This window comes from Flavobacterium sp. GW821-FHT12A05, from assembly GCF_058807735.1.
The window spans coordinates 217,436-231,066 of the sequence record NZ_JBXAQY010000005.1; the positions used below are offsets into that span (position 1 = coordinate 217,436).

10 protein-coding genes are annotated in these 13,631 nt (G+C 35.6%); 8 read left to right on the top strand and 2 right to left on the bottom strand.

The features are described from left to right. Positions 1-30: 30 nt before the first annotated feature. The 7 genes from AC1RRQ_RS13305 (at position 31) to AC1RRQ_RS13335 (ending at position 10,940) form a co-directional block, all read left to right on the top strand. Positions 31-1,512, top strand: coding sequence for a glycoside hydrolase family 10-like protein (locus tag AC1RRQ_RS13305; RefSeq protein WP_493023522.1), 1,482 nt, complete (start codon positions 31-33; stop codon positions 1,510-1,512). Between the two features lie 13 nt (positions 1,513-1,525). After that, the gene (locus AC1RRQ_RS13310) at positions 1,526-4,030 is read left to right on the top strand and encodes a beta-N-acetylhexosaminidase (protein WP_493023523.1); all 2,505 of its coding nucleotides are present in this window, start codon (positions 1,526-1,528) and stop codon (positions 4,028-4,030) included. A 3-nt stretch (positions 4,031-4,033) separates the two neighbouring features. After that, the gene (locus AC1RRQ_RS13315) at positions 4,034-5,338 is read left to right on the top strand and encodes a serine hydrolase domain-containing protein (RefSeq protein WP_493023524.1); all 1,305 of its coding nucleotides are present in this window, start codon (positions 4,034-4,036) and stop codon (positions 5,336-5,338) included. A 295-nt stretch (positions 5,339-5,633) separates the two neighbouring features. Then, positions 5,634-6,773: an exo-beta-N-acetylmuramidase NamZ family protein gene (locus tag AC1RRQ_RS13320; protein WP_493023525.1), complete on the top strand. Its 1,140-nt coding sequence runs from the start codon at positions 5,634-5,636 to the stop codon at positions 6,771-6,773. Between the two features lie 326 nt (positions 6,774-7,099). Next, positions 7,100-8,506: an MFS transporter gene (locus AC1RRQ_RS13325; RefSeq protein ID WP_493023526.1), complete on the top strand. Its 1,407-nt coding sequence runs from the start codon at positions 7,100-7,102 to the stop codon at positions 8,504-8,506. 47 nt (positions 8,507-8,553) lie between these two features. Further along, on the top strand, positions 8,554-9,648 hold the full coding sequence (locus AC1RRQ_RS13330; protein ID WP_493023527.1) for an acyltransferase family protein: 1,095 nt from the start codon (positions 8,554-8,556) through the stop codon (positions 9,646-9,648). A 110-nt stretch (positions 9,649-9,758) separates the two neighbouring features. Beyond that, positions 9,759-10,940 carry an MFS transporter gene (locus AC1RRQ_RS13335; protein WP_493023528.1) on the top strand — a complete coding sequence of 394 codons (1,182 nt, stop codon included), beginning with the start codon at positions 9,759-9,761 and terminating at the stop codon, positions 10,938-10,940. 19 nt (positions 10,941-10,959) lie between these two features. On the opposite strand, the gene AC1RRQ_RS13340 is transcribed toward AC1RRQ_RS13335, so the two are convergent. Further along, the gene (locus tag AC1RRQ_RS13340) at positions 10,960-11,172 is read right to left on the bottom strand and encodes a hypothetical protein (protein ID WP_493023529.1); all 213 of its coding nucleotides are present in this window, start codon (positions 11,170-11,172) and stop codon (positions 10,960-10,962) included. A 115-nt stretch (positions 11,173-11,287) separates the two neighbouring features. Continuing rightward, positions 11,288-12,052 (bottom strand): LuxR C-terminal-related transcriptional regulator, encoded by a 765-nt coding sequence (locus tag AC1RRQ_RS13345; protein WP_493023531.1) that lies wholly within the window; start codon positions 12,050-12,052, stop codon positions 11,288-11,290. Between the two features lie 147 nt (positions 12,053-12,199). Here AC1RRQ_RS13345 and AC1RRQ_RS13350 point away from each other — a divergent pair, with 147 nt between their 5' ends. After that, complete coding sequence (locus AC1RRQ_RS13350) at positions 12,200-13,630, top strand: hypothetical protein (protein ID WP_493023532.1); 1,431 nt, start codon at positions 12,200-12,202, stop codon at positions 13,628-13,630. The last annotated feature ends 1 nt before the right edge of the window (position 13,631 follow it).

The following is a 13,631-nucleotide window of genomic DNA, read 5'->3' on the forward strand; positions in this document are numbered from 1 at the left end:
TTACAACTAACTAACCAAAAAATAGTACCTATGAAAAGCCTAAAAATTTTAATTCTGATACTGCTGTTTCAAACGAAATTGTTCAGTCAGGAATCTCCAAAGAGAGAAATGCGTGCGGCGTGGATATCTACAGTAGACAATATCGACTGGCCGTCGAAACCGGGATTATCAGACAAGCAGATGAAATCTGAAATGATTACCATTTTAGATAATTTACGATCTAATAATCTGAACACCGTAATTTTTCAAATCCGCCCCACTGCCGATGCGTATTACAAATCGACAAAAGAACCAGCTTCACATTGGATAACCGGAACTCAGGGCGTGGCTCCCGGATTTGATCCGCTTCAAATGATGATCGACGAAGCCGGAAAAAGAGGAATGAACGTTCATGTTTGGTTAAATCCGTACCGTGTACAAAAAGATACAACGAAAGAAGTATTGGCCAAAACGCATTTGTATTTTAAGAAACCAGAATTATTCCTGACTTACGGAAAATCAAGATATTTTAATCCGGGTTACAAAGAAACCAGAGATTTCGTTGCTTCTGTAGTAGGCGAAATTGTTCGTAAATATGACATTCAGGCCGTTCACATGGACGATTATTTTTATCCTTATAAAATCACAGGACAAGAATTTCCGGACGAAAAAGCATTTGCCAAAGAACCGCGTCAGTTTAAGGATAAAGACGATTGGAGGAGAGACAATGTTGATTTAATTATCAAGCAAATTCGAGATACTATTATTGCTAATAAACCGGAAGTAGAATTCGGAATTTCGCCTTTTGGCGTGTGGCGAAATATAGCCAAAGATTCAGAAGGTTCCAATACTGTGGCCGGAGCGACTAATTATGATGATTTATATGCCAATATTTTAAAATGGCAGAAAGAAAACTGGATCGATTATGTAACACCGCAATTGTACTGGCATATTGGTTTTGACAGAGCGAATTTTGAAGTTTTGGCAAAATGGTGGGCAGCACACAAATACGGAGCCAATGTTTATATAGGCCACGGCGATTATAAGATTTCGAATACCGCAAAAGAACCAGAGTGGAGAAGTGCGGATCAAATTGTGAAACAAATAGAAATGATTCGAACTATGCCTTTAATAGATGGTTCGATGCATTTTACAGCTTCTACTTTTCTTAAAAAAGGAGATACGCTGCGAAATCCGCTTATTCAAAAACAATATAAATATATCGCCTTAACGCCTGAAGCGAATAGAATTACCAGAATAAAACCACAACCACCAACAAATGCCTTGATTACCAAAAAAGGAGATAAGGCTTTACTGACTTGGAAGTCTGGAATTAACGACAAGAAATTTGTTATTTATAGATTTCCTAAAGGAAAAATTACGGATTTCTCTAATGCCGAAAACATTTATTACGTTACAACAGAAACAAAATTCGAAGTTCCGGCAGCTGAATTTGAAATGTATATCTATGCCGTTTCCGCTTTGAGTCAGACCCAGACAGAAAGCATTCCGATAGAATTTCTAAAAAAATAAAAAGATAAAAGCCATGAGAAAAAGTATTTTACTAATCGCCATATTTCTGAGTTCCTTAAGTACAATGCAGGCGCAGAATCTCGATATAATTCCGAAGCCTGTAAAAATTGAACAGAAAGAAGGAGCGTTTGTTATTCCGGCATCGGTACAAATTATTGTAGACAAAAAAGCAGAAAAAAGCGCAGATTATATAACGGCTTCTGTTTTGAAATATACCGGAATTAATCCCGTTGTTTCTATCGGAAATAAACATAAAAAAAACAGCATTGCATTTCTGGTCGATGAAAAAATGAATCTTCCCAATGATGGTTATAAATTAACGATCAATAAAAAAGGAATTCTGATAAAAGGGAAATCTTCAAACGGCGTTTTAAACGGATTACAGACTTTATTGCAGATTTGTTCTGCGAAAGAGGTTAAAAAAGGAACAATTCCTTTTGCTAAAATAGAAGATTATCCACGTTTTGAATGGCGCGGTATGATGCTCGATTGTTCCAGACAGTTTTTTGACAAACAAACCGTTAAAAATTATATTGACTGGCTGGCAGCACATAAAATGAATATTTTTCACTGGCATTTAACAGATGATAACGGTTGGAGAGCCGAAATTAAATCAATGCCGGATTTAACTTTAAAAGGTGCCTGGAGAGGTCCGGGAGAAGTTTTACTGCCGTCTTACGGATCTGGAGATAAACGTTACGGAGGATTTTATACGCAGGAAGATATGAAAGAAGTAGTTGCGTATGCATCTGCCAGAGGTATTTCGGTAATGCCCGAAATTGAAATCCCGGGACACTCACGTGCGGTAACCGCCTCGTATCCAGAAGTGGGCTGCGCTATAACGCAGGAACTTAAAAGTGTTCAGGGAGAAGTAAAAAATGTTTGGTGTGTAGGACGTGAAGAAAACTACCAAATTTTAGATTCGATCATTAGAGAAGTTTCGGGAATTTTTCCTTTTGAATATATCCATATAGCAGGAGACGAAGTCAATCGTGCCAACTGGGAGCATTGCCCAAGATGCCAGGCTTTAATGGCGAAAGAAGGATTCACGGATAGTTTTCAGCTTCAGAATTATTTCTTTAGAAGAGTTCAGAAAATTGTAGACAAATACCATAAAAAAACAGATGGCTGGAACGAAATTTTAAAAGGTGGAGAAATCGACCCGAATACACTGATTTCTGCCTGGCAGGGAATAAGCTACGGAATTGAATCGGCTAAAAAAGGATATCAAACGATCATGATGCCGGGACAATATACGTATTTTGATATGGCACAATCTGAAAATGAAAGGGGCCACCGCTGGGCTGCCATTACAGATACGAAAAGAGCTTATTCGTTTGAACCAATCCCAAATGATGATTTGACGCCGGAACAACAGAAATTGATAAAAGGAGTTCAGGGCGCTTTGTGGAGCGAATATTTAGATCGCCCAACCCGATTTGTAGAATACCAAAGTTACCCAAGAATCAGTGCTTTATCTGAAATTGGCTGGTCTAAAAAAGAAGACAAAAACTGGGATGATTTTTACGGAAGATTAACACACAGTCATTTACAGCGTTTGGCCAATATGGGAATTGCTTTTAGAGATTTTCCGCCCACGGCAATTTATCAAAACGGCACGATTACCGTGACGCCGCCTTATGAAGGTGCTGTGGTGCGTTACGATACACAAGGAAACGAGCCAACAAGACAATCGGCTTTATATACAAAACCAATTCAAACTAAGGATTACGAACAATATAGGTTCCGTACTTTTTTTAATGAAGATGTGGCAAGTCCGGCGGTAAAAGTCGAAAAACTGCCTGTTGCCAATTGGAATACGTCAAAAGTGGAAGTTTTAACTATTTCAGAGAATATTTCAGAACATGTAGACAAAAACGGTATTTGGTATTTAACCTTTAATCCAATTGCTGATGGAAGTGCAAACGGCGTTGTAAGAACGGTTTCGCTTTTTGAAAATGATAAATTAATACAAAGTTTTGCCGAAGAAAAAACGTTGAAATCTAAACCACGTTTACGATTTGTAATTGAAAATTACAATGAAAAAAATACCTATCGTTTAGATTTTACAGTTGAAAATAAAGAAGCTGCAGCATCAGCCGCAACAGTAAATTTCAATTGTTCGCCTTATTTAGAACCGGAAGTAAAAGTGACGTCATCAATGGCAGAAAATCCTAAATTTCCTATTTTGAATTTGGAAGACTATAATGTCGAAACTTATCTGCGTACAGATATTGCTTGTGCAAATGGTGACTGGATTTTGTATACCTTTAATACTCCTGTAACTTCTTCTAAAATTGATGTGTTAACGGGAATTCCGCATCACCCAAGATTCATTGTTAATAACGGTTATGTAGAATATTCTTATAACGGAATTGATTTTATAAAAGGAGATGCTTTTGATTATGGAAATGCATCAATCTATCCCAAACAGCCGGTAAAAGCTGTTAAGATTGTCATTACAGGAACCAATAACGAGCCTCTTATGGCAGGTCAGGACTTAAGAATTAATCCGTAAATCATGAAAAAGATAATAGTTAGCATCACCATTATTTCTTTTGTTTTTTTAGGAATGAGTTTTCATTCTCCTAAAAAAATAAATATGGACGGCGATAATAAAGAAAATGAAGCCTACATTGATTCGATGATGCAGAATGCGCTTAAAAAAGGCTTTTTTCCGGGAGCACAAATTATTGTAGGAACGGGAGATTTTAACTTGATTTCCAAAAATTATGGTTATCATGATTATACTAAAAAGCAATTAGTAAAAACAGACGATGTTTTTGATCTGGCTTCGATGTCTAAAGTTTTGGGCGCAACTCTGGTGACAATGCGCTTGGTGGGTGAAGACAAAATAAAACTCACAGATCAGGTTGGCGAAATTGTTCCGTTTTATAAAAATACGGCCATTGCCAATTTAACGCTTTTTGAACTCTTAACACATACTTCGGGATTAAAGGCGAGTATTACTTTTTACCAGAGTCTGCTTTCTACGCCAGATGGTTCGCCTTTGTTGAGTAATCAAAAATCTGCTGAGTATCCTGAATTGTTTGATACCATGTATGTAAACAAAAATATTGTTTATGATGCTAATTATCTTTCGTTTACACCAAAAGAAAACTGGGTTCAGATTTATAAAAACATGTGGCTGAATCCGGAATTTTATAAAACGGTTTATGCGCAGATTGCCACAGCAAATACAAATCCGAGAGGGAAATATGTATACAGTGATTTAAATCTGCTTTTGGTGAAACAAATGATTGAAACCAAAACAGGAAGAAAACTAGATCAGCTGACAAATGAAATTTATACAGAACTAGGCATTTCAACAATTGGATATAATCCTTTAAAGTGGACTTCGATCGAAAACGTAATGCCGACTGAAGTGGATAATTTTTTCAGAAAAGATACTATAAAAGGTTATGTGCATGATGAAGCCGCAGCCATTTTTGGCGGTGTTTCGGGAAATGCTGGTTTGTTTGCCAACGCAGAATCGATTGCTGTTATCTGCAAAATGCTGATGAACAACGGGAAGTATAAAGGAAAACAAATTCTAAAAGCGGAAGTCGTAAAAGAGTTTACAAATTCGCCTTTGACCAAAGAAGGAATTTATCGTGGATTGGGTTTTGATAAACGAAAACCAGATGAGTTTTTTAAAGCAAATGATTTTGGACATACGGGTTTTACGGGAACTTTTTTCTTTATGAACCGTGATACAAACAGATTTCTGATTATCCTAACCAATCGCGTAAACCCAACCCGAACAAACAGATTAATGTATAAAGATGATTTTAGTGCTAAAATTTGGAGACAAATTAATAAGTAATTTTTTTAGCCACAGATTAAACAGATTAGAAGGATTTTTTTGCCACGAATTGCACGAATTTCCACGAATTAAATCTGCTCAATCTGGCAAATCTGTGGGCGAAAAATTTAGCCACAGATTATAAATATTAAAATGATTTTTGTTTCACGCAGATTTTGCAGATTCAAGCAGATCAACACAGATTATAAAATTAAATCTGCTACAATCTGCAAAATCTGCGTGAAAAACTAAGCACAATCAAATAAAAAATCCTTTTTTAATCCACTTAATCTGTGGCAAAAAAAATAAACTATAAATGAAAAAAATACTCATTTGCGTACTGATTACAACAGTATCTTTTGCGCAGAAAATAAAAACAGGAGCTGAAAATTATACCGCATATCTCCCTTTATTAAAAGGCAAAAGCGTAGGTGTTGTAACCAATCAAACTGGAATTATAGACGAAAAAACGCATTTGGTTGATTTTTTGGTTCAAAAGAATATCAAGATCAAAACCATTTTTGCTCCGGAACATGGATTTAGAGGTACTGCCGATGCCGGCGAACACGTGTCTGACGAAATCGACGCAAAAACGGGTTTGTCTATTACTTCCCTTTATGGTAAAAGCAACAAACCAACACCCGAACAATTAAAAAACATTGATATCATGGTTTTTGATTTGCAGGATGTAGGAACAAGATTATATACTTATGTTTCTACCATGCACAGAATTATGGAAGCTTGTGCTGAGAATAATGTTCCGCTGATTGTACTGGACCGCCCAAATCCGAATATTATGATTGTCGACGGTCCGGTTTTGGACATTGCTTTTCAAAGCGGTATCGGGATGCATCCAACGCCTTTGCTTCATGGAATGACTTTGGGCGAAGAAGCAAAAATGATTAATGGACAGAAATGGCTGAAAAACGGAGTACAATGTAAACTGACGGTTATTCCGTGTTTGAATTATAACAGAAAAATGACCTATAGCCTGCCTGTTCGTCCTTCGCCAAATTTGCCAAACGATCAATCGGTTAATTTATATGTGAGTTTGTGTCTTTTTGAAGGAACCAATGTCAGCATGGGACGCGGTACAGAAAAACAATTTCAGATTTATGGTTCGCCGTATTTGCCAAAAAGCAATTTTGCCTTTACTCCAAAACCTAATTTTGGGGATAAAGATCCTTTATATAATGGAGTAGAATGCAACGGAGAAGATTTGTCGGCCATTCCGAGAATTAACAAACTGGAAATTAAATGGCTGATTAAAGCGTATCAAACCACTTCGGATAAATCGAAATTTTTCGACAAAAGAAAATTTTCTATCAGAGCAGGAAATGAAAAATTACAACAGCAAATTGAAGCCGGAACATCTGAAGAAGAAATTAGAAAAAGCTGGGAGCAAGGTTTAAAAGACTTTAAGAAAATGAGAGCGCCTTATTTAATTTATCGTTAACAAGGATGCTCCAGCGGAGCATAATATTTATAGCAATTATACATCCCTGATTTCAAGCTCCATCGGAGCGATATAAATATGCCGCTCCGATGGAGCTTTATGTATGGAGGAATAAATTATGCTATAAATATACAGCTCCTCTGGAGCTTTTTATAGTAAATAAAAATGGAGCAATAGCTAGAATTAAACTCAGCCGTAGATTAATCAAATTGTAAGTAAGTATAGGCAAGAATGTTTTTTGTATCTTTATTTTTTCGGGAGAAAATCAGCGTTTAATTCTTCGGAAAATAATAAATAAAGATAGTTCAAGTCTTAAAATAAACACGATGACAGTGATTACAGAGCAAAATAATGAAGCAATAAAAAAGGTATTACCCATTATTTTAGCGACTTCTATTTTTATGCAGATGCTCGATTCGACGATTTTGAACACTTCACTGCCTTCTATCGCAAAAGATCTACACGAATCGCCGCTTGACATGCAGAATGCGATTATTAGTTATGTTTTAACTTTGGCGCTTTTTATGCCGGTGAGTGGTTTTTTATCGGATAAATTTGGAACAAAGAGAATCTTTATTTTTGCTTTGGTTTTATTTAGCCTTGGCTCTTTATTTTGTTCGCTTTCTCAAAACCTGACGCATTTAGTATTAGCCCGAATCGTTCAGGGCGTTGGCGGGAGTTTAATGACACCAGTAGGAAAACTGGCTCTTATTAAAACATTCCCTAAAAATGAATTGCTTAGAGCAATGAACTTTGCGATTATTCCAGCTTTAATTGGGCCGGTATTAGGACCGCTGGTAGGAGGTTATATGGTAGATTATTTATCCTGGCACTGGATTTTTTTAATCAATATTCCTTTTGGACTTATTGGGATTCTTTTAAGCTTGAAATACATGCCCAATTATAAATCCAAAATTATCGATTTTGACTTAAAAGGTTTTTTCATCTTTGCCGGAGCTTCGCTTTTATTGTCCATTTCTTTGGAATTATTTGGTAACACAGTTCGCGTTTCGCCTGTTTTAATGATTTTAATGTCAGGATTTTTAATGCTCTATTGGTATTACCGTCATGCATCGAGAGACAATAATCCTATTTTTCCTTTAAATCTTTTTCAGGTAAGAACGTTCCGGGTGGGTATTGTTGGTAATTTGGCTACACGTTTAGGAATCAGTGCAATTCCGCTATTATTGCCTATGATGATTCAGATTGCTTATGGAAAGTCGGCGGTTGTATCCGGATGGATTGTGGCTCCTATGGCACTTACGGCTATGTTTGGGAAATCGGCGGTAATTGGAATATTGAACACCTTTGGCTACCGAAGAACCTTAATGGTGAATACGTTTATTATTGGTGTTTTAATTTGCTGTTTGGCCATTCCGTCTATTCATGATTCAATTTATTGGTATGTGCCCATAATTTCGATATTGGGTTTCTTTAACTCCATACAATTTACCTCTATGAATTCTATTTCTATTGCCGATTTAAGACCGTATCATACCAGCAGCGGTAATTCTTTAATTTCCGTTAATCAGCAATTGGCAATTGGTTTTGGGATCGCTTTTGGATTATTAGTGCTTAAAATTTTTCAAGGTGATACAAAACTCATTCATCACGAAATTCATAATGCTTTTCGATATACTTTTCTTGTTGTAGGCGCATTAACTATTCTGTCCGGATTAGTTTTTAGAAGACTGCATTTTAAAGACGGCGACAATTTAAAACCAGCCGATTAATTCAACCAAACTATAACTTAACTTAACCACTCCGCATAAACCTTATAATGAATACAAGCAATACTCCGGTTACTATTTTACAAACAAAACAACATTTTGAAATTCTTGACGGACTTAGAGGCGTCGCTGCACTGGCAGTAGTCATTTTTCATTTTATGGAATGGGTATACACAGATCCAGCTAAAAATTTTATCGGACATGGTTTCTTGGCCGTTGATTTCTTTTTCTGTCTTTCCGGATTTGTCATCGGGTATGCTTACGATGATCGTATTGCAAAAATGGGACTGCGTAATTTTTTTATTTCAAGAATTATAAGACTTCATCCGTTGGTTATAGCAGGATCAATATTAGGTTTGCTGGCATTTTTGTTCGATCCGTTTGGCGGGCATCTCGAATTGTACAGCGCCGGTAGGATAGCTTTGGCTTTTATCTGTTCTTTGTTTATGATTCCGCTGCCCATAATCGAAGATCGTGGTTTTAACCTGTTCAGTTTTAATGCGCCTGCATGGTCGTTGTTTTGGGAATATATTGCCAATATTGTGTATGCCTTTGTGCTTTACAGAATTAGACGAAGTTATTTATTAATCCTGACTATCATTTCGGCTTTTGCTATTTGTTATGTGGGATATACTTCGGGGAATTTATTAGGAGGCTGGAGTGGTCCTACTTTTTGGGACGGCTGTGCCAGAATATCGTATTCGTTTTTAGCGGGATTATTGATTTATCGTTCGAATTGGATCATCAAAAATAAACTTGGATTTGGAGGCCTTTCTCTATTATTGTTATTGGCTTTTGTGATGCCTTTTTCAGAATTAAACTGGATATCCGAACCTTTGGTCGTGTTGTTTTACTTTCCGTTGTTGGTAGCTTTAGGTGCTGGTTCTGTATTAAAAGCTGGTTTGAAGAAAGTCTGCGTATTTTCAGGACAAATTTCTTATCCGTTATACATGACCCATTATGCCGTATTGTGGATGTTTGGAAACTACTATACTACTCACAAACCAGATACCACGCAGTTAACTTTTATTGTGATAACCGCAGTGATTTTACTTGTTGGAGCTGCTTATTTGGTAATGAAAGTGTATGATATTCCGTTTAGAAAATATTTAAGTGATAAACGAACTAAAAGAACTTTAAACTGACCCCTCAATTTTTAAAAGTTTATTTTAAATTATGCCTTTGGAATAGGTAAATTTGCAGCTTGGTATTGGATTTTCTCTCAATAGCTAAAATTTACTTTAATCGCCCGATAATGTCCCAGAATAAAAAATCAATTTATACGCTTCAGTTTGTTTTACTCTGTTTGAGCTCATTATTATTCTCTTCGAGTTTTAATATGATGATACCAGAGCTTCCTAATTATTTAAGCAGTTTGGGAGGTGCTGAATATAAAGGACTTATTATTTCGTTGTTTACACTTACTGCGGCAATTTCTCGTCCTTTTAGCGGTAAATTGACTGACAAATGGGGACGTGTTCCGGTTATGGCCATTGGATCTTCGGTATGTGTTATCTGTGGCTTTTTGTATCCGGTTTTAAGTTCTGTTTCCGGATTTTTGTTACTGCGTTTGGTTCACGGTTTCTCGACTGGATTTAAACCAACAGCTACATCTGCTTATGTTGCCGATATTATCCCGCAGGAAAGATGGGGAGAAGCCTTGGGAATGCACGGTTTATGTTTTAGTATTGGAGGCGCTATAGGACCAGCTTTTGGGAGTTTGATTGTAAATGCATTTGGAATGAATGCCATGTTTTATGCTTCGTCTTTTTTAGCTTTTATGTCTATCATAATTGTGTTTAACATGAAAGAAACATTAGCTGCGAAAGAAAAACTCAACAGATCAATGTTCTATATTGGCCGAAAAGATATTATAGATAGAGGAGCACTTCCAGCAGGAATTATCACTTTTTTCTCTTATACGGCTTATGGACTTATACTGACTCTAATTCCGGATTGGAGCGAACATTTAGGAACACAAAATAAAGGAGTCTTTTTTACGGCTTTTACTGCCGCATCGGTTTTGGTGCGTTTTGGAGCCGGAAAGCTTTCAGACAGACACGGACGAACCAATGTTATATTTGTGGGATTAATTATAACTTCTATTGCATTATTTGTAATCAGCGAAGGTAAAGATGTGGTAATGCTTTTAGTAGGTGCCGCAATTTACGGAATGGGAACGGGGATTTTATCACCTGCCATAAGTGCGTGGACAATTGATTTAAGTCGTCCTGAACATCGCGGAAAAGCTGTAGCCACAATGTATATTTCTATGGAATTAGGAATTGGTCTTGGAGCACTGCTTGGAGGCAGTTATTACAACGATCAAATCATGCGTATACCGCTGATTATGAAACTGGATATTCTGGTATTGATGATTGGATTTTTATATCTGTTATATTGGAGAAGACTTAAAAAAAGAACCGCACAATCGTAAGCTGAAACCCTATTGTTTTTTATTTATGAGAAATGGGGTTTTCTGCAGGAAGTTTTGTTTTCTTATGAATGCATGGTTCTGTATGGGCAATAATGGGTTTTTCATCCCAGTCACCCCAATCTCCTTTATAAACTTTAAGATACACTAATTCGTCGTTTTCTCCACTAAATAGTCTGCTTTTAGTAGCAGGGCAGTTGTAGCTTTCTTGTTGATTTGTTTTTGAATTTTTCATGATTTCTGGGGTTTAATAAAATCACTTAAAATTACTCCTATTGCTGCAGTATCACTTATATAATAAAATGATATTCTTGTCAAATTAACATGTTGGTTTATAATGGACTAAAAAATTAAAACCAGCCTTCTTTAATTGCTTTCGTAATTACTTCGGTTGTGTTTTTTGTTTTAGTTTTTCTTAAAATGTTTCTTCTGTGCGTATTTATCGTTTCAACACTCAGAAATAATTTATTCGAAAGCGATTTGCTGTTATGGCCGTCAATTAGGTTTTTTAAAATTTCTTTTTCCCTTTTGGTAAGGATTTCTTTTGCAGGCTTAAAAGCAGTTTGTATTTCAACATCAATATAAGATGGCTCACCATCAAGACCTATGAAAGACAATACAGGTCGGCCGGTTGGTTTTAGATGCGTAATATCAGTATGAATATCCAGTACTCTTAATGCACCTCCTTGCGGCGATGTCTGGATGGTGTAAATCTGCTGTAGTATTCTAACATAATTGCCATTGGTATGTTTTATCCTGTAATCATATCGGATCTTATATTTCATTATTTTCTCGGGAGAAAATTGAGAAAAGAATTTCATCGCTGTATTTTCAATATTCAAGAAGAACGGAATATCATCAGGATGAATGTTTACAATTGAATATTCTGTGGTGAAATCTTCTGGCAGGCATCCTAAAACCGTAGTCACATTATCCTGTACATATTCTATTGTTGAAGTGGCAAGATTAAAAATAAGATAATAATATTCTCCTACAGAAAAAATATCAACGATTCTTTTTATATACTCCAAACTATAGTTAGGAGCAATATAAGTATCAGATTTCGCAACACTACTCCAGATTTTTTGCAGTTCTGCTAGTGGATCCTGGTTCATGACAGATTGTTTTTGGGTGGGATAAAACTAAGAAAAAGATTCTTAAGAAAATACTCACTAGTGAGTATTTTTTAAGAAATGTTTAACGTTTAAATTTGAAATGTTAAAATTTACTAATTTTATCTGATAACTTATACAGTATAAATTATGGCTTTAAATAAAATAAAATTTAATTTTAAAGAAAGATCTAATAATTTACCCAAAAGAGATCTGATTAAAAAAGGAGAAGGAAAGCTGACTTATGTACAAATATTTGGTTTTGTCTTAATAATATTCGGTATAATTTACTTTGCTTCTTTTCTTCTGCCAAGCGGGGTCATAGATATTTTTAAATCTTTAAAACTAGAGGAACATCCTGATCACAATGAAGTTCCCATCGCTTTTTTTACCGTAATGCTGGGAGTGGCATTCTCTTTTCCTGATATGCTAAAAGGCCAGACAAAAGATATTAGTACAATGCGAATAATTGTATTCATGTTTGCTAATGTTATTTGCATGCTGCTTCTCAAAATGGGTTGGGGAAAAGATTCATTATCAGAGATAGGGCTGGATGGTTATTGGATGGGAGTAATAGCACTTCTTTTTGGAGCTAAAGCAACACAGTCTTATTTTGAAAATGCAAACAAATTAATCTCGCAAACGCAGTCCAATCCTCTTTCAACAGATAAAAAAGAATTTGGCATAAGTAAAATAGCTATTGCGCAAATTGCTAAGGTTCAAAATGAAGAAAAACTATATGCCCAATTTCCTTCTATCGATTTTGTTAGTGATACCATTCAAAATGGTGAAAGCTGCCTGACTATATATCTAAAAGACGATAACAAAACCGGAATTCCTGCATTTGTTATTGCACAGTTAAATGAAACAATGACAATTCCGGTTAAGACTGAAATTGTCTCAAGTATTGGTATCGGAAAACCGCATTTGGCACAATTAACCAACAATATTGCTGATGTGAAAAATTCAGCATTTTTAGGTTCTATTTGTTGTCTGGTAGAATCTGAAATTAATCCTGATTTAAAAGCTGTTCTTACCTCTGGGCATATTTTTACAGGTGGAAAATTTGATGATTTTGATGGTTTTGTTAGTTCTGATCAGGCAACGGATACATTAAGCAATGGAAATTCTATTGGGGAACTTCATTTTCAACAAATGATTTCAAATCAGGATATTGCTATTGTAAAACTTGATGACAGCACTTCATTAGAAAATCTACTGCTTAAATTTCCACAAGGGTTTTATGAGGTTACCGAAGCTGATTTAAATTCACCTATTAGAAATGTTACTATTTTATCAAAAGAAAACAATAAACGCGAAGCTTTTATAGTGGATAAAAATGTTAGTGTTAGACTACATTATATTGGGACAAAAAAAATTATGAGAAATATAATTTTGATTGGATCTAATTCAAACCGAGATGATTCAACTACAGTTTCTAAAGAAGGAGATTCCGGAAGTTGTGTTTATCATACTAATACTGGCAAGATGATAGGAATGTTGTTAGGAGGTAATGATAAGTTTAGTTTCGTTCTCCCATTTCAACAAACTTTAATTAATAACAATTTTAAATTGAAATAAA